Origin of the sequence: Paenibacillus curdlanolyticus YK9, from assembly GCF_000179615.1 — a bacterium.
Classification (GTDB): Bacteria; Bacillota; Bacilli; order Paenibacillales; family Paenibacillaceae; genus Paenibacillus_T; species Paenibacillus_T curdlanolyticus.
The window spans coordinates 103077-126488 of sequence record NZ_AEDD01000009.1 but is presented as its reverse complement, the minus strand read 5'-3'; the positions used below and the strand labels follow the sequence as shown (position 1 = coordinate 126488).

Here is a 23412-nt window from a genome sequence, read left to right as displayed (position 1 = left end):
CGGCGATTTGGTTTTTTTATTGGCTGCACAGCCATACTAACCAAGAACCTGTGCAGTCACTCGCGGATATGGAGGGGATGCGGCTTGAATGATGAGAAGTCGGCACCGTCGGTGCTCTATATGCGGCTAAGAAAACGTGTGTATTTGAAGGCAGAGGAGGCGGTCACCCTCGGGCAGGCTGCGCGGCTGCTTGCAGATGATGAGCTGGAATCCGAGCTGTCCTCCCTTGTGCTGTATAAGCATATAACGGCTGACGGCAACCGGGTCGTAATCGATTTGCTGCAAATTATTCGGGTGATCCGAAGTCGGTTTCCAGCGCTTGCGATTGAAACCTACGGCGACCCGCAGGTGCTCCTCATGGTCGGCGAGAAGGTCGAGAAGCCGCGTGTTGCCGTGCTGATCGGCGCCTGGCTGCTGCTTTTCTTCGGCGCAGGGCTTGCGATCATGAATTTTCACACGGATGTCAGCATGAAGGAGGTTCATCAGCGCATTGCCGAGCTGGTGACCGGCAAGCAGGTTGAGCACCCGCTATGGTTTCAGATTCCTTACTCGGTCGGCATTGGCCTCGGGATGCTGCTCTTCTTTAATCATCTGTTCAAGAAACGATTCAATGAAGAGCCGAATCCGCTAGAGGTGGAGCTGTACTTATATCAAGAGAATGTGAATGCCTACGTCGTGGCGGATGAGATGCGCAAGAAGCATGGGAATGCGCGACGTCCTTCGCCTCCAGCGGGTGATACCAATGGTTGATTTTGCGCGTGACGTATTCGTGGCGCTGCTAGGGTTAGGCGGAGGATTGGCGGTCGGCTCAGGGCTTGTTTCCTTGCTCATTATCTTGGATCTAATTCCCAGGCTTGCGCAATTAGGAAACGCCTATCGACATTCAGTCTGGTTCGAAACGGCGGTTGTTACAGGCGCGCTCTACTGGACGTTTGCCGACTTTATGGATTGGAAGCTTCATTGGCAGCTGCCAATTGTTTTGCCGATCGCCGGACTGTTTGACGGGCTATTCGTCGGCATGCTGGCTGCTGCATTAACCGAGGTGATGAACGTGCTCCCGATATTGGCCAAACGTATCGGGCTTTCCCGTCAGATTACGGCGCTCGTACTGGCAATGGTGTTAGGGAAAACGGTCGGATCGTTATTCGACTGGCTGTATTACCAGTGGTAATTGGAACCGGATAAGGAGGAGAAGCCTATGCGCAATCGCGACAAGCAGCCCGATGGTGAAGCATCATTCATTATACCTGAGGCTTTGCAAATGCTTGGGGACATTCAACTGGAGGACGATGACGAAAGCTTACTAAAGCCAAGCAAAGCGAGCCGTCCTCAAACCGAGTCTCATTCACAATCTCATGCAAACGATGAAGATGATTGGTCAGAAGTGCTGCTGGATATGCCCGATTCCGAGGAGGAGACTAGAGGCAAGCGGCTTCAAGCAAAATCGGAAGCGAAGCCTGAGCAGCATTCAGATGAAGCGGAGCATGATCCGCTTCATATTGAGTTGCTATCGCTGCTCAAGGATGACAAGCGTTTGCGCGAGCTGATTTCGGCGGAGCTTGTCTCACAGGTGCCTTCGGCGAATTCGGCGAGTCAAGGCGAAGCGGAGGACGACGAGGGAGCGAAGGCTCATTCGGAGCCAGAGTCTGGCGAAAGAGGAAAGTCGGCGCAATCGCAGGAGGCGGAGAGCGGGAAGAAACCGCCTCAGTGGCATGGGGACGACCATAAGAAGAATGAGCATAAGGACATCAGGCCCATCCCGGTGAAGATGGAGCAGTTTTTGAAAAAGCTCGAAGATGAAGCGGGATACAAAACCAGCTTCGATATTGTCGTTCGTGAAATGACGCTCGGCGGCAAGCGGATCGCCTGCTTCTTTATGAACGGCTTAGCCAAAGACACCGTGCTGACGGATGTATTAACGCGTCTTACTTACTTGCAGCAGGATACGATCGATTCGCATGCGCTGCATGCTTTTATGGATCTCTATGTTCCAGCCGTTCAGGTGAAGCCTGTGGAAGACTGGACCGAGATGCTGATCGAGGTGCTTGCTGGAGCGACTGCCTTCTATATCGAAGGCGAGAGCTCGACACTTATTATCGATGCCAAAAACTTCCCGGCTCGCGGGCCGGACGAGCCGTCGCTAGAGCGGGTCGTTCGCGGCGCGCGCGATGGTTTTGTGGAGACGCTGATGGTGAACGTTTCCCTCGTGCGGCGCCGCCTGCGCGATCCGCAGCTGCGTTACGAAATCGTCAGGGTGGGCGAGCGCACGCAAACGGATGTCTGCATCGCTTATATCGATGATATCGCCGATACGGAGCTTGTGGAGTCGATACGGGATAAAATCAAGCAGGTGAAGCTCGACGGCCTCCCGCTCGCGGACAAGCAGCTGGAAGAAGCGACGGTGAAGCGGGGCTGGAATCCCTACCCGCTGGTGCGATACTCCGAACGCCCCGACGTCGTAGCCGCGCATTTGCTTGAAGGCAGCGTCTGTGTATTCGTTGATACGTCGCCGAGCGTCATGCTCTTGCCGACGACATTTTTCGACCTGATTCAGCATGCGGAAGAAAATAGGCAAACGCCGTTTATCGGCACCTATCTGCGCTGGGTGCGCTTCATCGGCATCATGGCCTCGCTGTTCCTGCTGCCGGTCTGGTTCTTGTTCGTGCTCCAGCCGGATCTCAAGCCGGTTGCGCTTGATTTCATCGGCCCGACGAAAACGGGCAAAATTCCGATGGTCGTCCAGTTTTTAATCGCCGAGCTCGGGGTCGACTTGCTCCGAATGGCTTCCGTCCATACGCCTACCCCGCTTGCGACGGCGATGTCGCTCATTGCGGCCATTTTGATTGGCGATATTGCGGTTTCAACTGGTTTGTTCATCAATGAGGTCATTCTGTACATGGCGGTTGCCGCGATCGGCATGTTCGCCACGCCAAGCTATGAGCTGGGCCTTGCGAACCGAATTGTCAGGCTGCTCTTGATCGTCTCGGTCGCCGTATTCAAAGTGCCGGGATTTGTCGTCGCAACGACCGTCGTATTGGTGCTGCTCGTCATGCAGCGGTCGTTCAATCGTCCGTACATGTGGCCGTTTATTCCTTTTGATTTTAAAGCGATGATGAGCATTATCGTTCGGGTGCCAGTGCTCCATAACCGGACAAGACCGAATCTGCTGCGCCCGAAACAGCGCGATAAAATGCCTCGAACGGACTAAGAAAGGACGTGCCGGACAGTCTCCACAGGCTGTCCGTTTTTTTTGCGATTGGGCGGCATGCCAAAAAAAGTGCAAACGAAATGATTAAAAATACATTTCTCCCTAGGTGCGATTACGGTATACTGATGACATTGGGTACAAATGAAACTGGTATTCCTATCATCTTACTTTTTATCGGAGGGGTATATTTTAATGTCCACTTACTTACACGGAACGAGTCAAATTAATGATAAAGGCCATCTCACAATTGGCGGCTGCGATTTAACAGATCTGGCAAAAGAGTACGGAACACCACTATACATCGTGGACGAGGCGTTCGTACGCCAACGTGCACGCGAATTCGTAGAAGCTTTCCGCGCGACTGGCCTCAAATTCCAAGTTGCATACGCAAGCAAAGCGTTCAGCGTTATGGCAATGTGCGCAATTGCGGAGCAAGAAAATCTGTCGCTTGATGTCGTTTCTGACGGCGAGCTGTACACGGCATTGCAAGCGGGCTTCCCGGTTGAACGCATCCACTTCCACGGCAACAACAAAACGCCTGAAGAGATCAACATGGCGATTGACGCTGGCATCGGCTGCTTCGTCGTTGACAACTTCGTCGAAATGTCTTTGCTGAACGCACTGGCTGCGGACAAAGGCAAAACGGTTAACGTATTGCTTCGCATTACGCCGGGCGTAGAAGCACATACGCATGACTTCATCTCGACAGGCCAACAAGACTCGAAGTTCGGCTTCGACCTGGGCAACGGAACGGCGTTCCGCGCTATCGAAGAGACGCTTAAGCTTGGCAATCTGAATCTGCTCGGCGTTCACTCCCATATCGGTTCGCAAATTTTCGAGGTTGACGGTTTCGGCATGGCTGTCGATAAAGTGGCAAAATTCGCGGTTAAAGTGCGCGATGAGCTCGGTAAAACTTTCTCGGTTATTAACGTGGGCGGCGGCTTCGGCATCCGTTATGTTGAAGGCGATTCGCCGCTTCCGCTCTCCACTTATGTTAACGCGATTGCAGATGCGATCATTTCCAACTTCACAGCTGCAAATTATCCAACGCCAGAGATCTGGATCGAGCCAGGCCGCAGCATGGTCGGCGATGCAGGCACGACGCTGTACACGATCGGTACGCACAAAGAAATTCCAGGCGTGCGTAAATATATCGCAGTAGACGGCGGCATGACTGACAACCCGCGTCCAGCGCTGTATGGCTCGAAGTACGAAGCGGTATTGGCTAATCGCGCGAACGCTGCGAACGAAGAGACCGTTACTGTAGCAGGTAAAGCATGCGAGAGCGGCGATATGCTCATCTGGGATCTGGAGCTTCCGAAATCCGAGAGTGGCGACCTGCTTGCTGTATTCTGCACAGGAGCGTATAATTACGCAATGGCGAGCAACTACAACCGGATTCGTCGTCCGGCTGTCGTGTTCGTTAAGGACGGCGAAGCTTCGCTGGTCGTTAAACGTGAAACGCTTGAAGACATCGTCGTAAACGACGTCATTCCGCAACGTCTGCGCAAGGCGTCCGTCTAACGAATCGTTAACGCCATTGATGGCTTACTGCCCGACATTTAGATGAACTAGGAGTGAACGATAATGGCAAAACAAGCAAAGATTACGCTGGCTAATGGCGCAGTCGTAACGATTGATCTGTTCGAAAAGGATGCACCGAACACGGTTGCTAACTTCGAGAAGCTTGCAAACGAAGGTTTCTATAACGGTCTCGTATTCCACCGTGTAATTCCAGGTTTCGTCGCACAAGGCGGCTGCCCTAGCGGCACTGGTACTGGCGGTCCTGGCTACACGATCGATTGCGAAATCAATCCGAACAAGCACGAGCGCGGTTCGCTCGCAATGGCGCATGCAGGCCGTAACACGGGCGGAAGCCAGTTTTACATCGTCTACAAGCCACAACCGCATCTCGACGGCGTGCATACGGTATTCGGCAAAGTGGTAGAAGGCATGGACCAAGTCGATGCTTTCAAAGGCCGCGACAAAATGGAAAAAGTAGAAATCGTAGAAGTGTAATTACGATAGGAAAGGCTGTGGACATGACGATTGGATGTCGTTATGCCACAGCTTTTTTTTGATCGCTATAAAGGATAAAAGTTTTGTGAACGGCGCGCAGGATCTAGACTTCCAGCCGCTTCAGGTCTTGCCAAATGTACAGTGGAGTGGTATAGTTCAGAGCATAACAAAAATCGCCAATGGTGTCTGGCGAATCTAATATAGGCGTCTTTCCTTCGGGGTACGGTGAAATTCCGAACCGGCGGTGATCATCGGCGACAGCTTTGCTACCGTTCATGCGGTGCATGTCTCCGGCGTCAGTCCGTGACCCGAAGCTTCTGAATTACTTTCGCGGCGAACGCATAGAAGAGGCTTCGGTGGACCTGGTGTAAATCCGGGACCGACAGTACAGTCTGGATGGGAGAAGGGAACGCATTCATTAAGCACGTTTATACGGGCGGTTTCTTTAACTTTGTTTAAGTTAGGAAACTCGTGCCCTCTTATTTACGTATGCGTCTTTATGAATGTTTTTCATTCTCATCGTTACGTTAGCGCATGAGCGCACGTTTCCCATCCCCCCGTCGGCAGCCTGCCGATAGGGGGTTTTTGGTTTGAGCGAAGTATTAAACGATGCGTTCTATATGCGGCTTGCGCTTCAGATGGCACAAGGCGCAACCGGCCAGACGAGCATCAATCCAGTAGTAGGCTGCGTGATCGTGAAGGAAGGCCGAATTATCGGGATGGGCGCGCATTTGAAGCGGGGCGAAGGCCATGCTGAAGTAAACGCGCTGCGGATGGCTGGCGATGAAGCGGAAGGGGCAACGGCATATGTTACGCTAGAACCTTGCAGCCATTACCGCAAAAAAACGCCGCCATGCTGCGACCGGCTTATTGAAGCTCGCATAGCGAGAGTCGTCGTAGCTGCGCAAGACCCGAACCCGCAGGTCGCAGGCACTGGGGTTGAGAAGCTTCGGGCGGCAGGCATTGCCGTTTCAGTAGGACTGCTGGCGGAAGAGTCGCATGCGATGAACGAGCGGTATAACAAATATATTTTGTCGCGCTTGCCATTCGTGACGTTGAAGACGGCTTCTACATTGGATGGCCGAATTGCGGCGAAGACCGGAGATAGCCGCTGGATTACCGGGCCAGCTTCGCGGGAAGCGGTTCATACGATGCGCCATCAGCATGACGGCATTATGGTTGGGATAGGCACGCTTCTCGCGGATGATCCGCAGCTGACGACACGCCTTGAAGTACCGGCGCTTCATCCAGCCCGGATTATCGTCGATTCTGCGCTACGCATTCCGCTTGATGCGCGCGTCGTGACGGACGGTATGGCGCGTACGATCGTGTTGACAACGACAGCTGCAAATCCGGAGAAACGAAGCAGCCTGCAGGCTGCAGGGGTAGAGATTGTCGACTGTGGAGACGGCCCGCATGTTAATCTGACTGAAGCGATGCGACTGCTAGGCGATATGGAGATTGGATCGATTCTGCTCGAGGGCGGGGGACAATTAAACGGCGCTATGCTGGCAGCGGGGCTTGTAGATAAAATCAGCTTGTTCTTCGCGCCCAAGCTCATTGGTGGCGGAGAGGCCTCGCCAGCTGCATTCGTCTTCGAAGGGTTCGAGAAAATGGCTGACGCCATCACGTTGGAGTCAACTCGATATGAGCAATATGGCGATGATATTGCAGTGATTGGCTACCCTTCCAATCGGCTGAAGGTGAAGTAAGAGGAGTTGAGGCAAAATGTTTACAGGATTGATTGAGGAAGTTGGGCGGTTCCGAGGCGCTTCTCGCGCAGGCGAAGCGATGGTGTTGACGATCGACGCGACTCGTATTCTTGGGGACGTTGCCATCGGCGATAGCATAGCGGTGAACGGCGTATGTTTAACGGTGACTTCCTTTACGCGGGGCTCCTTTCAAGCGGATGTCATGCCGCAAACGTATCGCCATTCGAACCTGAAAGATTTGAAGCCGGGCTCGAAAGTGAATTTAGAGCGAGCGATGGCTGCAGGCGGCCGGTTTGGCGGACATATCGTGCAAGGGCATATCGATGGAATAGGCGTTATCGTGTCGCGCAAGGTGGATGCGAATGCTGTAATTTTCAAGCTTCGTGCGGAGGAATCGAGCGAGCTTGCTAAATATGTGATCCCCAAAGGCTCGATAACGATTGACGGCATAAGCTTGACGGTTACAGAAGCTGAGAGCGGCAGCTTCGGCGTCTCCATTATTCCGCACACTTTGGCGGAAACCGCACTTCAAGATAAGCAGCCTGGAGATACTGTTAATCTAGAGGCGGATATCATCGGCAAGTATGTCGACCATTTGCTTCATTATCGTACTTCAGAGCCTACAGGGAAATCGAGCCGTTCCGGGATAAGCGCTTCGTTTTTGGCGGATAACGGATTCTTTTAGCGAATAGAGGCAGGAATAAGGGAGGGTTTAGGATGAGTGAACAAGTTAGCGGAACGGTAAAGCAGGTGGAGGATGCGAACGTTCAGTTTGACCCGATTGAGCTGGCGATCGCTGACCTGAAGCTGGGTAAGCCCATTATCGTCGTCGATGATGAAGATCGGGAGAACGAGGGAGACTTGATCGTTCTGTCCGAGAAAGCGACGCCTGAAGTCATTAATTTCATGATTACGGAAGCGCGCGGTTTGGTATGCGTTCCGATCACAAGCGAGCGTGCGGCTGAGCTGAACCTGCCTCCGATGGTCAATCATAATACGGATTACCATGGTACGGCGTTTACGGTTTCCGTGGATTATGTTTCAACTACAACGGGAATTAGCGCGATTGAGCGCTCGCAGACGGTGATGGCGCTGATCGATCCTTCGGCAAAGCCGGAGCAATTCCGTCGTCCTGGCCATATTTTCCCGCTGATTGCGAAGGATGGCGGCGTACTGCGCCGTGCAGGCCATACGGAAGCGGCGATCGATTTGGCTCGCATGTGCGATGCTAAGCCTTCATCTGTCATTTGCGAGATCATCAAAGAGGACGGCACGATGGCACGCCTGCCGGATTTGATCGAATTCAAGCAAAAGCATAATTTGAAGCTGATCTCGATCCAGGATATGATCAAGTATCGGAACGAGAAGGAGCGGCTGGTTGAACGCGTTGTAGATGTAAGCATGCCGACGGATTACGGCGATTTCCAAATTTACGGCTATAAGAATCAAATCGATGGCAAAGAGCATGTTGCTTTCGTCAAAGGCAGCATCAATCCCGAGCAGCCGACGCTGGTCCGCGTGCACTCCGAATGCTTAACCGGCGACGTGTTCCATTCCAAACGCTGCAATTGCGGCGAGCATCTCGAAGCAGCGCTACGATACATCGAAGAATCTGGCAACGGCGTATTGCTGTATATGAGACAAGATGGCCGCGGCGAAGGACTGCTTAACAAATTAAAGTCGTATCAGCTGCAAGAGCAGGGATTCGACATGTATGAAGCGAATAAGAAGGTAGGATTCGCGCCGGATTTGCGGGATTACGGCATCGGTGCGCAGATTTTGAAGGATCTTGGCGTTCGCCAGATGAGACTGCTGACGAACAACCCGCGCAAGATCAAAGGTCTTGAAGGCTATGGCATAGAAGTAGTGGAACGCGTTCCGCTCACCAAATAAGTCTTATTAAACTAGAAACCATACTTGGAAGGATGAGTAGCAATGAAACATTACGAAGGACATTTAATTTCGCAAGGATTAAAATATGGAATCGTCGTTGGACGGTTTAATGAATTCATTACGACGAAGCTTCTCTCCGGCGCATTGGACGGTCTGAAGCGCCACGGCGCGGAAGATTCGGAAGTTGAGGTTGCTTGGGTGCCTGGCGCATTCGAAGTGCCATTCGCTGCGCAAAAGATGGCAGAGAGCGGCAAATACGACGCTGTTATTACGATCGGCGCTGTTATCCGCGGTTCAACGCCACACTTTGAATATGTGTCCAACGAGGTAACGAAGGGCGTAGCAGCGATCGCTTTGAAAACGGGCGTACCTACGATCTTCGGCGTCCTGACGGTAGACTCGATTGAGCAAGCGGTAGAGCGCGCAGGCACGAAAGCGGGCAACAAAGGCTATGAAGCAGCCGTTACCGCAATCGAAATGGCGAATCTGACGCGTCAGCTGCAAGCGTAAGCAGTCTATCCTGCGGAAAGAACCGCTCCGGATCAGACGATAGCCGACCATCAGCCGGGAGGGTTACACCGTGACGGTGACGTACAAGCTGGAAACGTTCGAAGGACCGCTCGATCTGCTTTTGCACTTAATTGACAAGGCCGAGATCGACATCCACGAAGTGTCCATCAGCGAGATAACCGATCAATATATGGAATATTTGCAGGCCATGCAGGAACTCGAGCTCGATGTTACGAGCGAGTTCCTAGTCATGGCTGCTACCTTGTTGTCGATCAAAAGCAAACAGCTGCTGCCTAAGCCGCCTGTTATCGAGCTGGATGAGTATGATGACTGGCAGGACGACGGTCCTGATCCGCAAGAGGAGCTCATTGCGCGATTGCTGGAATACCGGAAGTTTAAGCTTATCGCTGCCGATCTTCGAGAGAAGGAATTGGAAAGCAGCCTCGTGTATGCCAAGGAGCCGGAGGATCTGTCGCCTTTCATGAAGGAGCAGCTTACGAATCCGGTGGAAGGGCTGCATATTGATGATCTGGTACGGGCATTCCAAAAGGCGCTGCGGCGTGCAGCAAGACGGAACGTCGTTGCAACGGTAAGGCGGGACGAGCTGTCGGTCAAAGACCGCATTCTCGACATTATGGAAGTGCTCAAGCAATACGAGACGGTTCGGTTCTCAAAGCTGATTCGGCAAAACATGGACCGCCACGAGATTGTAGTTACCTTCCTTGCCATTCTAGAGCTTATGAAAATGAAGCATATTCGCTGCCATCAGCATCAAGTGTTCGATGACATTGTCATTCAGTGGAGAGGGGAAACAGCTGAGCATGGATTATCAGAGCTACAAGTCGATTATTGAAGGATTGCTGTTCATGGCGGGAGACGATGGCTTGAACGCCCGGCAGCTGTCTGATATTTTACAAATCGATGCGCAGACCTCAGCGGAACTCGTCTACGATTTGAAATGCGATTTGAAACGCGAGGCTCGCGGCCTCCAAATTACAGAGATTGCCGGCGCGTATCGTTTAACGACGCATCCGGAGCATGCGCCGTATTTTGAACGAATGGCCTACTCGCCAACGCGTGCAAGCCTGTCGCAGGCTGCGCTGGAGACGTTATCGATCATTGCATACCGCCAGCCGATCACACGTGTGGACATTGAAGAAATTCGAGGCGTAAAAAGCGATCGCGCCCTTCAGTCGCTGGTGACGAAGGATCTGATCGAAGAGGTTGGCCGCGCGGAAGCGATCGGTCGACCCATTCTTTACGGCACGACCAAAGCGTTTCTGGAGTACTTTGGGCTTGCGGCGTTAAGCGCGCTGCCGGAGCCGAAGCATGTGTCCGCGGATGACCTGGACGAGCAGACGAATATGCTGTTCGAGAAGTACGACGGACGCCAGATGACGATTGACGAGCTGCCGCCTATTCCGCCAATCCCGACGATGCCTTCGAGGGAAGAAGCCGCTAGTACGGAAGTGGATGAGCACGAGGAAGAATAAGAATAAGAATAAGAATGAGATCTGATCGCTAGGTCATACTATACCCAATCAGAGCCATGAAAGGACGGAGGAGCCGCTAATGCCGGATTTCTCAACAGGTTGGATATGGATGACGGCGGCAGGTTTCTTTTTTTTGTGCGGAATCCTGGCGTGGTTCTCGCCGATCGTTGTTACGACCGAGATGAAAAAAATCAATTTGGACGATGATTTTGATGTCAGGGTCCGTGCATTGTTCGGGCTAATTCGGTTGCATTGGACCATGCCGATTCTGGAATGGACCAATCGAGGGCTAAAAGTAAAGAGCGAGAGCAGTACCTCGAAAGGACATACAGAGGAAAAAGAACAGCTGAACGCCGCTGAAGTGATCAGTATGACAAATCGCATTAAACGGTTCGTACAGCAGGTCGAAGGTACTGCGGCTTTGGCAAAGGCTGCTTTATCTAAAGTTAGAGTGTCGCAGTGGGAGTGGTCGACGGAGGTAGGGACCGGCGATGCGATGTGGACAGCGATGTCGACAGGGATGCTCTGGTCTGTCAAAACGACGGCGGTTGGCGTCGCGTCGCAGCTGCTGCATTTGACGCAACCGCCGGCTATCGCCGTAAAGCCAGCGTACAATCGTACGTGTTTCGTATCGCATTGGCGGCTGGTCGCGTCCATCCGGCTTGGCCAGGCTGGGCTAGCTGGTATTCGGCTCGTAATTGGGCTGCGGAAGCTGAAGGCGGGCTCTGTAGGCGTGCAGCGTTTGATTTCGAAAGTGTAAAGCGTGAAGAAAGTGTAATACATACTCCATCAGCGAAGTGAGCAGGATATAAGGAGCATAGACAGCTCATTATTCATATGCACATCAAGGAGGAGTAGCAATGGCAGACCATCCGATTCAAGGCTTAATGCAGACAGCGATGGAAAACATCAAGGAAATGGTGGATGTAAATACGATTGTCGGCGATCCGGTTCAAACGCCGGACGGCAGCGTGATTATGCCGATCAGCAAAGTGGGATTCGGCTTCGTAGCGGGCGGCAGCGATATTCGCTTCGACGGCTCAAGCCAACCCTCGGATCAGCATGCAGCAGGCGGCGCTGATGCGCATAATGCAGTCGTGCAAGGGCCGTTCGGCGGCGGTAGCGGCGGCGGCGTATCGATTACGCCAATCGCATTTTTGGTTGTTGGTACGCATGGCGTGAAGGTCGTTCCGCTGGACAACAATACGCATCTGATTGAACGCGTCATTGACTCTGCGCCGCATGTGTTTGACCGGATTCAAGGCATGCTCAAGAGCAAGGAGCATAGCAATCACGAGCTGAGCTCGGAAAACCCGATCATTTAATTGCGTCAATTTTTCAAAATGCACGCGAAGAAGTCCGTTTCGGCACGCAGCCGAAGCGGGCTTTTTTCATGCCTATAATCGAATTGTCAGTTGCGGCATATGACACATGTCATATCAAATAAATGTTAATTAGATCTACTCATGAGACTGCTGATTCGATAAGATGAAGGAAGTGAAGTGAGAGAAGGAGTTGAACGCCATGTCGGAAGCAGCAATTCAATTGCAGCAGGTGACGAAGGAGTTTAAAGGGAAAAAAGCGGTAGATAACTTATCGTTTACAGTAGAACGAGGAACAGTAGTTGCGTTGCTCGGCCCTAACGGGGCGGGTAAAACGACGACGATTTCCATGATACTAGGCTTGCTGCATCCGACGACCGGGACGGTGAAATTGCTCGGGGGCGCGCCGCAGGATCGTCAGGTACGCGACAGGATCGGAGCGATGCTGCAGGACGTCAGTGTCATTGAAGGGCTGACGGTAGCCGAGACGATTAATCTGTTTCGGAGCTACTATAGCCAGCCTCTGCCGCTGGAGCAGCTTTTGCAAATTAGCGGGCTCGACAACGAGCGGAACAAGATGGCGTCTGCCATGTCCGGCGGCCAAAGGCGAAGACTAGGGTTTGCGCTGGCAGCCGCAGGTGATCCAGAAGTATTGTTCCTCGATGAACCGACAGTCGGCATGGATGTGACGTCACGCCAGCTGTTCTGGGATACGGTGCGGGCAATGGCGGGGAAAGGCCGGACGATTGTGCTCACTACCCATTACCTGGAGGAAGCCGACCAGGTTGCGGACCGCATCATTGTCATTAACGATGGGAAGCTTGCCGCTGACGGCACGCCTAGCCAGATTAAAGCGACGACGACGGGCCGGACGATTTCGTTTACGGCAGGGAATGCGGTCACGACGGAATCCTTGCGCAACATTTCGGGCATTGTGGATATCGAGTGGAATGGACGGCGCGTGAAATTGTACAGTAACGATACCGATCAGCTTATCGCTGAGCTGGTTCGTGCTGAACTGGAGATGAAGGATATCGAAATTATGAGCGGGGGTTTGGAAGAGGCGTTCCGGTCGTTGGTTAGCACGGCTAAAGTATAATAAGGACTGAGGGGTGTAAGGAATGAATGCAAGCACGAGCACGAATGTAAACACGAGCCGAAGCGTGCGCGCAACGGTTCGGAAAGCAGCTTTTGCGCAAATTAAAGCGGAGCTGCTTCGAACGCTGCGAAACCGGCGGTTCGTTATGTTTTCGGTCATTATGCCAATTGCGTTTTACTTTATTTTCACGAGCACGATGGATGCTGACTCTGAAGTCGGCGGCGTCAATTGGAGCGCTTATTATTTGATGTCCATGACCTCATATGGCGTAGCGGGAGCTGGCATCACGTCATTAAGCCAGAAGCTGGCGAAGGAGCGGACACAAGGCTGGACACAGCTGCTGCGTATTACGCCGCTGCCGTCTTGGGCGTTTATCGTATCCAAGGTTGCCTCCCAAGCGTTGATCAATTTATGCACGGTCGTGCTGATGTTCGTCGTTGCGGCTTTTGCGAAGGGCGTTGATCTAAGCGCAGCCGTATGGATCGAGAGCGGATTATGGATTTGGCTTGGCAGCTTCGCTTTCATGGCGCTTGGCTCCCTCGTCGGCACGATTCGCAATACGGATGTGGTTCAAGTCGTGAGCATGATCGTCTATATGGGCATGTCGGTTCTCGGCGGACTGTGGATGCCAGTGGAAACGATGTCGGACACGATGCGGAATATCGCGCATTTGATGCCAACCTATTGGCTGGGACATGGCGCGTGGAATATGCTTGGCGGCGGTGCATTTGACTGGTCCGGCGTGCTTGTCTTGGCGGTGTATGTTGTTGCGTTCACGCTGATCTCTTCCTTTATTATCCGAAAACAAGAAGCGGTCTAGATGATGCGCATAAATCGATCTTCCATGCGGCCTTCCAATAGGCCGCCTTTATACATTTCATTCGTATGGCTCATTTATTTGATCATCCCGCTATATACGATTTTTCAACGGCCATTGGAAGAGATGCTGTTTGATTTGTTGGTCGTTGTGCTATTCGCTGTTATTTATGTCTTTAGCTTCGTGAATGACCGCTATCGGTTTGTCCTTGTTTGGATGCAGTTTCTCATTATCGGCTATTTCACGCTGCATTATGATCCGAATTTCTTTTTTATGGGGTTCTACCCTGCTCCGGTCATCGCGATGATGCGTACCACTTGGCAGATGATTGTGACTTGGGCGGGGCTGCTCTGCCTGCATGTTAGCGTTTTGTGGCTTTATCATTTTGATTTTACGGATAGCGACATGCTTACCGTATTGCCCGCGATGCTTGTTATGCTGTTCATGCCGCTTGCCTTCCGATTAGGACGGCGGTCGAGGGAGCTGCGTCAGAAGCTGGATTTGGCCAATGAACAAATCGCGCGTATGTCGGCGAATGAGGAGCGTGCGCGGATCTCACGTGACTTGCATGATACGCTCGGCCATTCGCTGTCGCTTATTACGATGAAGAGTGAACTTGCGGAGAAGCTGATGGTTAAAAACCCGGAACGAGCAGCGCAAGAGGTGAGAGATATCCAGTCCACTTCTCGAGCAGCGCTCAGGCAAGTGAGGGAGCTCGTGCAGGGCCTCAATATGACATCGCTCGCGGAGGAAATTATCCATGCGAAGCAGCTGCTTGCAGCAGCGAATATATCGCTTCGCATGATTGATGTTGATAACCATGAAGCAGATGCATCGATGCCGCTCATTAACCATATTATCGGGATGTGCTTGCGCGAGACGGTAACGAATGTCGTGCGTCATAGCCAAGCAACGACGTGCACGATTGAGTGCATATGCTCGAAGGATGCTTTTTCGCTTATCGTGACGGATAACGGCATAGGATGCGACGCCGATCAGCTATCGACTCCGCTTGGCGCAAACGGACTGAAAGGCATGAGAGAGCGATTGAAGCTGGTCGAAGGCAAGATGGACATGCAAGCGGCAGTTGGTGGAGGGACGAGCGTACGGTTTGTCGTACCGTTGGTCACTCGTACAACGGAAGGAGGCGATACGAAGTGAAGGTAGTCATTGCGGAAGATCAAGGCATGCTTCGCGGCGCGTTAAGCGCTTTGCTCGATTTGGAGGACGATATTGAAGTCATTGGGCAAGCAGAAAATGGGGAACAGGCGCTGGCGCTCGTTCTGTCATTATCGCCGGATATTTGCCTGCTCGACATCGAGATGCCTTTGCTGTCGGGCTTGGATGTTGCTGAGCGGCTGTTTAGCCTGAAGCATCCGTGCAAGGTGGTCATTTTGACGACCTTCTCGCGAGCGGGCTATTTCCAGCGGGCAATGCGTTCGGGCGTTTGCGGGTTTCTGTTGAAGGATTCGCCGATTGATGAGCTGGGCGCTGCGCTGCGCAAAGTGAATGCAGGCGGAAGAGCGGTTAGCGCAGAGCTTGCTGTCTCATTATGGGAAGCGGGCAATCCGCTCACTGAACGGGAGCAAGAGGTGCTTCGTTATGCAAGTGAAGGGCTCTCGGCTCGTGAAATTGCGGCTCGTGTCCATTTGACAGCGGGAACGGTTCGCAATTATATGTCAGAGTCGATCCGCAAGCTGGAAGCGAAGAACCGTATTGATGCCATCAGCATTGCGACGCATAAAGGATGGTTAACCTAATAGGCATATATGCTAGCCGGCAGTCGCTCTTAAGAGCGGCTGCCGGTTTTGTTATGAAGCTGGGCTGGAGCATAAATCTGGACGGACGGGCATAAGCTGTACAAGCAGACAGGCATGGCGCGGCGAACCGGAGCTCCCGATCCTCGCGTTTTAGGATGCCACTATCGACCTTTCGGGAGGGTTTAAGCGCATGAGAATGGATGGAATAGGCAGCGCACGCTGGCGGCGGCAATGGCTCGTCGCGGCAGCGCTTTTGTTACTGTTTAGCTTAGCACCGCTGCCGAGCTCGGGGAATGCTGATGCTGCTGCGGCGAATGTCAGTGCTATTAGTACGCAAGCCAAAGCGGCAGCGATAATTGACGTAGAATCGGGACGGCTCTTGTATTCGAAAAATGGCGACGAGCCGATGCGCATAGCCAGCTTAACTAAAATTATGACTGCGATCGTAGCGATCGAGAATGGCAACTTGGCGGATAAAGTCAAAGTGAGCGTTCGCGCAGCGGGCAAGGAAGGCTCATCCATATATTTGCGTGCCGGCGAAGTGATGAAGCTTGAGGATATGTTGTATGGGCTTATGCTGCGATCAGGCAATGATGCGGCAACAGCGATTGCCGAGCATGTCGGAGGCTCAATCGATGGCTTTGTGAAAATGATGAATGAGAAAGCGGAATGGATCGGGCTAAAGCACTCCCGTTTCATGAATCCGTCGGGGCTGGATGAGGACGGGCATCTATCGACCGCTAACGATTTAGCGAAGCTGACTGCTTATGCGCTCCATAACCCGACATTCGCGGCAATCGTGAAAACGCGCGTGAAGAAAGCGCCGAACCCGAATGAACAATGGGATTATTCATGGTCCAACAAGAACAAAATGCTGGCCATGTATGAGGGCGCGGATGGCGTGAAAACGGGGTATACGAAAGCTGCGCTTCGCTGCTTGGTAAGTTCGGCTACCCGGAACGGGCAGCAGCTTGCAGCAGTGACGATCAATGACAGAAACGACTGGGCCGATCATCGCAGCATGCTCGATTGGGGCTTCCAGCATTATGTCCCTACCGTTATTGCTAAGCAGGGCCAGCCCATTAGCGGCTATACATTGGCAGCGGGCCAATCGTTCCGCTTCCCGCTAGCCAAAGGGGAAGCATCGGACTTGCATTCGAAGCTTATCCTGCTTGATCCGCAGAGCTCGCGTTATGCACTGGGCGAACGCGGCGTGCTGCAATGGGAGCTGTCCGGCGAGGTTATCGGTGCGATTCCAGTGTATGAGACCGGCAGCGAGCGACTGAGCTGGCCGGACAAGAAGCCGATTCCGGCTGTGGAGCATGCGACTTCCGCACAAGTGGAAGCGGGCTCTTCGTTCAGGACTGCGATACAAGCCGTTGTGCGTGCTTTATTCGGGGGAGGAGCGTGACGCTGTTATGGTGAATTGGATCTGGTTGTTCATGATCGTTGCCAGCGTCGTCTCCGCAGCAGTGACAGGGCGGCTGGATGCCGTCACAGAAGCTGCGTTCGACGGTGCGAAAACCGGGGTTACCGTAAGCTTTGGCTTAATCAGCATCCTCGTCTTCTGGCTGGGATTAATGCGAATTGGCGAGGACGCCGGACTGCTGCGCGTGCTGTCGCGCATGCTGGGACCAATCGTGCGATTTCTGTTTCCCGACGTGCCTCGCCAGCATCCGGCACTCGGCTATATCATGAGCAATATGGCGGCGAATTTGCTTGGACTGGGCAACGCCGCAACGCCGATGGGCATCAAGGCGATGCAAGAGCTGCAGAAGCTTAACCCTGACAAAGAAACCGCAACGCCAGCGATGTGCACGCTGTTGGCATTGAATACGTCCAGCATTACGCTCGTTCCGACTACGTTAATCGCGATTCGGCTCCAATATGAATCAGCCAACGCAGCCGAAATCGTCGGTTCCACGATTGCGGCGACGGCAGTTGCCACCGTAGCTGCAATCGCAGCGGACCGATGGTATCGCAGCCGAGCGCTACGCCGGCCGCCTGCACCGCCTATTGCGCCGGCTTCGCCGAGCGCCGGAAAGGGTGAGTTGGTTGGTTAACATGCTCTCGGCTTTATCGGTGTGGATGATCCCGGCACTTATCGTATTTATTCCTTTATATGCTGCATTTCGTAAGGTTCCCGTCTATGAAACGTTCGTCGAAGGCGCGAAGGAGGGCTTCGGAACGGCAATCGGCATTATCCCGCATATCGTAGGGATGATGGTTGCGATCAGCATGTTTCGGGCATCCGGCGCAATGGATCTGCTGTTATCGGCCTTCAAGCCGCTCGTGGCCGCGCTAGGCATTCCGGCTGAGGTGCTGCCGCTTGGCTTGCTGCGGCCGCTGACAGGCGCAGGGTCGCTTGCTTATACGACCGATCTGATCCGAACCTTCGGTCCGGATTCGATGATTGGCCGCATTGCTTCTACCATTCAGGGGAGCACAGACACGACGCTGTACGTCATCACTGTTTATTTTGGCGCAGTCGGCATTCGCAAATCCCGCTATGCGCTCAAGGTGGGACTGTTTTCTGACCTGGTAGGCTTCGCCGCATCTATAGCGGTTTGTTTGATTCTATTTGGCTAATTGGTTGCGACGACTTTCAAGCACAAGTTCAATGATGGCCCGCTTTGGCGCCATAGCTGAACTTGTGCTTTTGCTTGCTTAAAGTTAATATGGAGATTGAGGTGAAAAAGTTGGAACGTTTACAAAAGATTTTAGCGCAGGCAGGCATTGCTTCGCGGCGCAAATGCGAGGAGCTCATCATCTCCGGACAAGTGGAAGTGAACGGGGTTCCGGTGACGACGCTCGGGGCGAAAGCCGACCCAGAGGAAGATGTTATTACGGTAGGCGGGAAGCCAATCGTGTCGGAGAACAAGCTTTATATTATGTTGAATAAGCCCAAAGGCGTTATTACGAGCGCTAGCGACCCGCAAGGCCGCAAGGTCGTCTCTGATTTCTTGACGGGCATTAAGCAACGCGTATATCCGATCGGGCGACTCGATTACGATACGGAAGGACTTTTGCTGCTTACGAACGATGGCGAGTTCGCCAATTTGCTGACGCATCCGAAGCATCATGTTCCCAAAACGTATTGGGCCACGGTGAAAGGCGTTCCGCATGGCGACAAGCTGGATAAGCTTCGCAAAGGGATAGAGCTGGAGGATGGCATGACATCCCCGGCTGAGGTTGAGTACCAGGATATCGAGCCTTCGGACAAGGAATCGACGATCCGCATTACGATCTACGAAGGACGCAATCGTCAGGTTCGGCGGATGTTTGATGCGATTGGCCATCCAGTTATTCGATTGAAGCGGGTGAAGTTCGGGGAGCTCGGCTTACAAAACCTGAAGCGGGGCGGATGGCGTCCATTGAAGCCGCATGAGGTACAGGAGCTGTTGCAGGAAGCCGCCAAGGCTGAAGGCAAGTCGAGCTATGTGCCATCAGGCAAACCGGCAACGAAGCCGGAATGGAAGCCTAAGCCGAAGCCGAAGCATTTGACTGCATCCGGGGACAAAAACCATTCGAACGGCCAAAAGGAAGGCGGCAGCGAAACGGGACGCAAGCCATTCCGCTCGAAGCAGGCTTCGAATGCGGCGGCGACGACGGGCTCGCGCAAAGGCAAACGATCACGGCAATCTTATGCGGAATCGGTGCTTGGAGCAGCTGCTGCAACGCAAGGGAAGGGCAAGCCTTCCGCTGGCGTTAGCTCTTCAACTAGAGCAGGCAGCCGTTCAGCAGGCAAAGGTCCGGCTAAAGGGCCGTCCGCTTCCGCAGGTAAAACGGGTACGGGAGCGGGAGCGCGCGTTAACGACCGCTCAACGGGCCGCGGCAGCGAACGTTCGGTTGGCGCTAGCCGCAGCGGAGAAAGTGCTGCGGGCCGAAATGCAGGACGCAATACAGGCCGCAGCTCAGAACGTCCAGCAGGCCGAGGCGCCTCGCGTTCTTCGGAGTGGACGACCGAGCGTCCATCGGGTCGACCGTCGACATCGGGCGGCAGAAGGTCACATAAAATTCATAAATAATCGTCGACGGCATTTCTCAATGCCGTCGAATTTTCGTTATAATGAGGAAGAATACGGTTACGCGACGAACTAGAGGTGATAGGCTTGGGAAAGTATCGGAAACCGGTACAGATCGTGATTATGCTAGGCGTCTTGCTGCTCGGCGGATATGCGATCGGCAAGGCGTTGTTTGCGTCTGGCGACGGCAGGCCGGAAATCGGCGGACAAGCGCCTAATTTTACGCTGCTTGACCTGAAGGGGCAGTCGCATCAACTGTCGGACTACAAGGGAAAAGCGGTCGTCGTTAATTTCTGGGGATCATTTTGCCCGCCATGCGTGAAGGAAATGCCTGAATTTCAACGGCAGTATGACAAGTGGGGCGATAAGTCGCTCAACATTTTGGCGGTTAACTTAAGCGAGGATGACTTGACCGTCCAAACGTTTGTTGGTGAGCGCAACTTATCTTACCCGATTCTGCGCGATGCGAACCGTGTGATCGAACGAAAGTATGGGTTAGAACAATACCCTACGACATTCTTTGTGAAACCCGATGGCACGATAATGGATATTTTCGTCGGCGGGATGACGGAGAAGGATATTGACGATCGAATCGAGCGGTTATTGCAGTCGTAGTGTCGGATCGGACCATTCATAAGGAGGCTTCACCCTTTGTTTCAGAACACGAAGTGCGAATGCGGTCATCAAAATCCGCCCGAAACGCTCTTATGCGAGTCGTGCGGAAAGCCGCAAATGGAAGTGGAGGAATCCAACGAGCCGCTTGAAATGCGTTATGACGGCATTGCCAGGCGTTCGCAGAAAAGCAATCAGAGCTTGCTCGACAAGGTTTGGAGCTTCTTCTCCTCGGTCAAAATTGCGATTTATCTCATTCTTATAACGCTGCTCGGCGCGGCTGTCGGGACGATCTATCCGCAGGAGAAGTCAGCCGATTATTACGCTGAGCATTACGGCTGGAGCGGAGAACTGTACGACAAACTCGGATTGTCGACCATGTATGACTCATGGTGGTTCGTCGGGCTGCTCGTTATGATTGGCACATCGCTCGTGATTTGCAGCTTGGACCGCGTTTTGCCGTTGTATCGCGCGCTGAACAAGCAGCAGATTCGCAAGCATTTGCAATTCATCAATCGGCAGAAAACGGTGTACAGCGGACCAATCGATGGCGATCCGAAGGAATGGGTAGCAACGCTTGAGAAGCATTTGAGAAAACGCCGTTATCGCGTACATACTGACGGCAGCGCGCTGCTGGCCGAGAAAAACCGTTTCAGCCGCTGGGGCCCTTACATTAACCATATCGGACTTATTGTGCTGCTGCTCGCTCTATTGGCAAGGACGATACCCGATTGGAAAATGGAGCAAACGATTGCCGTAAGGGATGGCGAAACCGTTCAAATTCCGGATACGGAGTATTATGTCAAGAATGAGAAGTTCACGATCGAGTTCTACAACAAGAACGAGCTCCCGGATCGATTGAAGGAGCAAGTAAGGCCGAAGCTTTATAAAACGCAGGCGGTGCTGTACAAATGCGTCAGCCAATGCGATCTGCCGGGCGTCGAGCCTAAGCTCGAGCAGGTAAAAGCGCATGACATTATCGTCAACCATCCGATGTCGTATAAGGGCGTTACGATTTTCCAAATCGGATATGACGATGTGCCTCTGCTGAAGAGCGTCAAGCCAATTATCGAAGACAAAGTGAACGGCAAGACGTACGGGCCTTTTGAATTGCCGATGAAAAATCCGAAAACGACAATTGAGGTTGGGCCGTATACGCTGTTTTTGAAAGCGAATTACATGGAATTTGCGCTCAATGAGCAAGGGGACCCGGTAACGCTGTCGCGCGATCCGAAATCGCCGGCATTTATTTTCATGATCAAAGGACCAGGGTTAGATCCTTCCGGCGAGCCTTATATGTATTTCCCATTACAAAAGGACAAGCAGCGCTTCAGCCAAGATAAGATCAACCATGATCTTTCCTCGAAGCTCGAAATCCGCGTTGAAGGCATGGAGAACGTATCGTTCAGCACGTATACGAGCTACTTGCTCATTCGTGTCGACACGGCGCTTACGTTCGTATGGATTGGGCTTGGCATTTGTATGCTCGGCTTGTTAATGGGTGCATATTGGCATCACCGCAGGATTTGGCTGCGCATCGATGACGGTATTCTGTCGCTGGGCGCGCATACGAATAAAAACCATTTTGGGATGCGATCCGATGTGGAATGGGCGCTTCAGCGAATGGGCATATCTGTCGAGCGGGACGCGCTGGACAACGGAGGTTATAATTCGTGAATTGGGTAGACTTTAGTGGCAATGCCTATTTGGTAGCATTCGCATTATACTGCTTCGCCTTCATGTTCTATGTGATTGCGATTGCAGGCAGCAAGTGGAGCAATCGTGAATCGAAGACGCATACGAAAAAATGGGGGCGCATTGCCTTCACCGTCTCATCGGTTGGGTTAGGTGCCCAGCTTGTCTACTTCTTCACCCGCTGGTACGGAAGCGGACAGATTCCGACGAGTAACATGTATGAATTCATGTCCTTCCTGTCTATGGCCATTATGATCGCTTTCACGATCATATACGCGATTTACCGGAAGCCGATACTCGGGATGTTTGCAACGCCGCTTACGGTTATTATCGTCGCATATGCATCGGTATTTCCGAAGGACGTGCAGCCGCTTATCCCATCCTTGAACTCGTACTGGCTCAAAATTCACGTGACGACAGCAGCGCTTGGCGAAGCCTTCTTCGCAGTCGGCTTTGCTGCTGGCCTGATGTATCTGCTCCGCGTAGTCGATTACACGCGTAAAGATGCGAAAGCGCGCAAAGAGCAGCGTTGGATCGAATTTACGATGTACGTAATCGTAGTTGTAGTCGGATTTATCGCGATCGTATTCTCCTTCCGCGGCGCGGGCTATGAAGCGCACTTCACGCAAGAAAATGTGAGCGTCGATTCGGCAGGGCAAACGAATACAACGCAAGAGGAAGTTACTTATTCGCTTCCGCCGATTTTCAAGCCTTACAATAGTGAAGTCGTTTCGATGGATTCGTTCTTGGGCATGAACAAACCGCTGCTAGAAACGCCATCCTGGATGAACGGCATTAATGCAGGACGTAAATTGAATACCGTTATTTGGTCGATAATTGCGGGTTCAATTTTATACGGACTGCTGCGCTTAATATTCCGGAAGCCGCTCGGGGCAGTGATCTCTCCGCATATGGACGGGGTTAACCCCAACGACTTGGATGAAATCAGCTATCGCGCAATCGCGATCGGCTTCCCGGTCTTCACGCTTGGCGCGCTAATCTTCGCTATGATTTGGGCACAAGAAGCATGGGGCCGCTTCTGGGGTTGGGATCCGAAGGAAGTATGGGCGTTAATTACCTGGTTATATTACAGTGTATATTTGCATTTCCGCCTGTCGCGCGGCTGGCAGGGCCACCGTTCAGCATGGCTTGCGGTTATCGGTTTCGTTATCGTTTGGTTTACGCTGATCGGCGTCAACCTGATTATTGCGGGACTTCACTCGTACGCTGGCGTATAACGCTGACGC

At 52.8% G+C, this 23412-nt stretch carries 23 protein-coding genes, 1 pseudogene and 1 riboswitch; all 24 genes and pseudogenes read left to right on the top strand.

Translation table 11 applies throughout. The features are described from left to right. Positions 1-84 precede the first annotated feature (84 nt). The 24 genes and pseudogenes from PAECUDRAFT_RS16835 (at position 85) to ccsB (ending at position 23403) form a co-directional block, all read left to right on the top strand. Entirely contained in the window at positions 85-750 is a 666-nt protein-coding gene (locus PAECUDRAFT_RS16835) for a stage V sporulation protein AA (protein ID WP_006039328.1), read from the top strand. Continuing rightward, positions 743-1171, top strand: a complete 429-nt coding sequence (locus PAECUDRAFT_RS16830; protein WP_050794382.1) for a stage V sporulation protein AB — start codon at positions 743-745, stop codon at positions 1169-1171. The genes PAECUDRAFT_RS16835 and PAECUDRAFT_RS16830 overlap by 8 nt, the downstream gene beginning before the upstream one ends. Before the next feature lie 27 nt (positions 1172-1198). Next, on the top strand, positions 1199-3208 hold the full coding sequence (locus tag PAECUDRAFT_RS16825) for a spore germination protein (RefSeq protein ID WP_006039326.1): 2010 nt from the start codon (positions 1199-1201) through the stop codon (positions 3206-3208). Positions 3209-3400: 192 nt separating this feature from the next. Then, positions 3401-4732: a diaminopimelate decarboxylase gene (gene lysA / locus PAECUDRAFT_RS16820; RefSeq protein WP_006039325.1), complete on the top strand. Its 1332-nt coding sequence runs from the start codon at positions 3401-3403 to the stop codon at positions 4730-4732. A 63-nt stretch (positions 4733-4795) separates the two neighbouring features. Continuing rightward, a complete protein-coding gene (locus PAECUDRAFT_RS16815; protein ID WP_006039324.1) occupies positions 4796-5227 on the top strand; it encodes a peptidylprolyl isomerase in 432 nt (143 codons plus the stop codon). Between the two features lie 207 nt (positions 5228-5434). Then, positions 5435-5639: riboswitch (FMN riboswitch) on the top strand. Between the two features lie 178 nt (positions 5640-5817). After that, complete coding sequence (ribD, locus tag PAECUDRAFT_RS16810; RefSeq protein WP_006039322.1) at positions 5818-6939, top strand: bifunctional diaminohydroxyphosphoribosylaminopyrimidine deaminase/5-amino-6-(5-phosphoribosylamino)uracil reductase RibD; 1122 nt, start codon at positions 5818-5820, stop codon at positions 6937-6939. Between the two features lie 16 nt (positions 6940-6955). After that, a complete protein-coding gene (ribE, locus tag PAECUDRAFT_RS16805; protein ID WP_006039321.1) occupies positions 6956-7624 on the top strand; it encodes a riboflavin synthase in 669 nt (222 codons plus the stop codon). A 32-nt stretch (positions 7625-7656) separates the two neighbouring features. Further along, a complete protein-coding gene (locus PAECUDRAFT_RS16800) occupies positions 7657-8832 on the top strand; it encodes a bifunctional 3,4-dihydroxy-2-butanone-4-phosphate synthase/GTP cyclohydrolase II (protein WP_006039320.1) in 1176 nt (391 codons plus the stop codon). Between the two features lie 42 nt (positions 8833-8874). Further along, positions 8875-9342 (top strand): 6,7-dimethyl-8-ribityllumazine synthase, encoded by a 468-nt coding sequence (gene ribH, locus PAECUDRAFT_RS16795; RefSeq protein WP_006039319.1) that lies wholly within the window; start codon positions 8875-8877, stop codon positions 9340-9342. A gap of 70 nt (positions 9343-9412) precedes the next feature. Further along, the gene (locus tag PAECUDRAFT_RS16790; protein ID WP_006039318.1) at positions 9413-10195 is read left to right on the top strand and encodes a segregation and condensation protein A; all 783 of its coding nucleotides are present in this window, start codon (positions 9413-9415) and stop codon (positions 10193-10195) included. Beyond that, complete coding sequence (scpB, locus tag PAECUDRAFT_RS16785; protein WP_006039317.1) at positions 10164-10835, top strand: SMC-Scp complex subunit ScpB; 672 nt, start codon at positions 10164-10166, stop codon at positions 10833-10835. Before PAECUDRAFT_RS16790 ends, scpB begins: the two co-directional genes overlap by 32 nt. Positions 10836-10914: 79 nt before the next feature. Beyond that, positions 10915-11595: a DUF2953 domain-containing protein gene (locus PAECUDRAFT_RS16780; RefSeq protein ID WP_006039316.1), complete on the top strand. Its 681-nt coding sequence runs from the start codon at positions 10915-10917 to the stop codon at positions 11593-11595. A gap of 100 nt (positions 11596-11695) precedes the next feature. After that, entirely contained in the window at positions 11696-12160 is a 465-nt protein-coding gene (ytfJ, locus tag PAECUDRAFT_RS16775) for a GerW family sporulation protein (protein ID WP_006039315.1), read from the top strand. 199 nt (positions 12161-12359) lie between these two features. Further along, entirely contained in the window at positions 12360-13256 is an 897-nt protein-coding gene (locus tag PAECUDRAFT_RS16770) for an ABC transporter ATP-binding protein (RefSeq protein WP_006039314.1), read from the top strand. A 22-nt stretch (positions 13257-13278) separates the two neighbouring features. Then, positions 13279-14076: an ABC transporter permease gene (locus tag PAECUDRAFT_RS16765; RefSeq protein WP_006039313.1), complete on the top strand. Its 798-nt coding sequence runs from the start codon at positions 13279-13281 to the stop codon at positions 14074-14076. Beyond that, on the top strand, positions 14077-15234 hold the full coding sequence (locus tag PAECUDRAFT_RS16760) for a sensor histidine kinase (protein ID WP_006039312.1): 1158 nt from the start codon (positions 14077-14079) through the stop codon (positions 15232-15234). It abuts the gene before it with no gap. Beyond that, a complete protein-coding gene (locus PAECUDRAFT_RS16755) occupies positions 15231-15833 on the top strand; it encodes a response regulator transcription factor (RefSeq protein WP_006039311.1) in 603 nt (200 codons plus the stop codon). Before PAECUDRAFT_RS16760 ends, PAECUDRAFT_RS16755 begins: the two co-directional genes overlap by 4 nt. Positions 15834-16023: 190 nt before the next feature. Continuing rightward, on the top strand, positions 16024-17244 hold the full coding sequence (locus PAECUDRAFT_RS16750) for a D-alanyl-D-alanine carboxypeptidase family protein (RefSeq protein ID WP_006039310.1): 1221 nt from the start codon (positions 16024-16026) through the stop codon (positions 17242-17244). A 7-nt stretch (positions 17245-17251) separates the two neighbouring features. Then, the gene (locus PAECUDRAFT_RS16745; protein ID WP_006039309.1) at positions 17252-17896 is read left to right on the top strand and encodes a nucleoside recognition domain-containing protein; all 645 of its coding nucleotides are present in this window, start codon (positions 17252-17254) and stop codon (positions 17894-17896) included. A gap of 1 nt (position 17897) precedes the next feature. Further along, positions 17898-18422, top strand: coding sequence for a spore maturation protein (locus PAECUDRAFT_RS16740; RefSeq protein ID WP_006039308.1), 525 nt, complete (start codon positions 17898-17900; stop codon positions 18420-18422). Between the two features lie 110 nt (positions 18423-18532). Next, positions 18533-19217: pseudogene (locus tag PAECUDRAFT_RS26435) on the top strand (pseudouridine synthase); the annotation flags it as partial. Between the two features lie 728 nt (positions 19218-19945). Continuing rightward, positions 19946-20473 carry a redoxin domain-containing protein gene (locus PAECUDRAFT_RS16730; RefSeq protein WP_006039306.1) on the top strand — a complete coding sequence of 176 codons (528 nt, stop codon included), beginning with the start codon at positions 19946-19948 and terminating at the stop codon, positions 20471-20473. Between the two features lie 36 nt (positions 20474-20509). Further along, positions 20510-22147 (top strand): cytochrome c biogenesis protein ResB, encoded by a 1638-nt coding sequence (gene resB / locus PAECUDRAFT_RS16725; RefSeq protein WP_006039305.1) that lies wholly within the window; start codon positions 20510-20512, stop codon positions 22145-22147. Next, entirely contained in the window at positions 22144-23403 is a 1260-nt protein-coding gene (ccsB, locus tag PAECUDRAFT_RS16720) for a c-type cytochrome biogenesis protein CcsB (protein ID WP_006039304.1), read from the top strand. The genes resB and ccsB overlap by 4 nt, the downstream gene beginning before the upstream one ends. Positions 23404-23412: the final 9 nt, after the last annotated feature.

What these genes read in the sequence shown, in the direction of transcription:
- ribE (WP_006039321.1), top strand. Translation starts at nt 6,956, where the DNA reads ATGTTTACAGGATTGATTGAGGAAGTTGGGCGGTTCCGAGGCGCTTCT.
- PAECUDRAFT_RS16780 (WP_006039316.1), top strand. Translation starts at nt 10,915, where the DNA reads ATGCCGGATTTCTCAACAGGTTGGATATGGATGACGGCGGCAGGTTTC.
- PAECUDRAFT_RS16745 (WP_006039309.1), top strand. Translation starts at nt 17,252, where the DNA reads ATGGTGAATTGGATCTGGTTGTTCATGATCGTTGCCAGCGTCGTCTCC.
- PAECUDRAFT_RS16750 (WP_006039310.1), top strand. Translation starts at nt 16,024, where the DNA reads ATGAGAATGGATGGAATAGGCAGCGCACGCTGGCGGCGGCAATGGCTC.
- scpB (WP_006039317.1), top strand. Translation starts at nt 10,164, where the DNA reads ATGGATTATCAGAGCTACAAGTCGATTATTGAAGGATTGCTGTTCATG.
- PAECUDRAFT_RS16740 (WP_006039308.1), top strand. Translation starts at nt 17,898, where the DNA reads ATGCTCTCGGCTTTATCGGTGTGGATGATCCCGGCACTTATCGTATTT.
- PAECUDRAFT_RS16770 (WP_006039314.1), top strand. Translation starts at nt 12,360, where the DNA reads ATGTCGGAAGCAGCAATTCAATTGCAGCAGGTGACGAAGGAGTTTAAA.
- PAECUDRAFT_RS16815 (WP_006039324.1), top strand. Translation starts at nt 4,796, where the DNA reads ATGGCAAAACAAGCAAAGATTACGCTGGCTAATGGCGCAGTCGTAACG.
- ribH (WP_006039319.1), top strand. Translation starts at nt 8,875, where the DNA reads ATGAAACATTACGAAGGACATTTAATTTCGCAAGGATTAAAATATGGA.
- PAECUDRAFT_RS16825 (WP_006039326.1), top strand. Translation starts at nt 1,199, where the DNA reads ATGCGCAATCGCGACAAGCAGCCCGATGGTGAAGCATCATTCATTATA.
- PAECUDRAFT_RS16800 (WP_006039320.1), top strand. Translation starts at nt 7,657, where the DNA reads ATGAGTGAACAAGTTAGCGGAACGGTAAAGCAGGTGGAGGATGCGAAC.
- ytfJ (WP_006039315.1), top strand. Translation starts at nt 11,696, where the DNA reads ATGGCAGACCATCCGATTCAAGGCTTAATGCAGACAGCGATGGAAAAC.
- lysA (WP_006039325.1), top strand. Translation starts at nt 3,401, where the DNA reads ATGTCCACTTACTTACACGGAACGAGTCAAATTAATGATAAAGGCCAT.
- PAECUDRAFT_RS16830 (WP_050794382.1), top strand. Translation starts at nt 743, where the DNA reads ATGGTTGATTTTGCGCGTGACGTATTCGTGGCGCTGCTAGGGTTAGGC.
- PAECUDRAFT_RS16765 (WP_006039313.1), top strand. Translation starts at nt 13,279, where the DNA reads ATGAATGCAAGCACGAGCACGAATGTAAACACGAGCCGAAGCGTGCGC.
- PAECUDRAFT_RS16760 (WP_006039312.1), top strand. Translation starts at nt 14,077, where the DNA reads ATGATGCGCATAAATCGATCTTCCATGCGGCCTTCCAATAGGCCGCCT.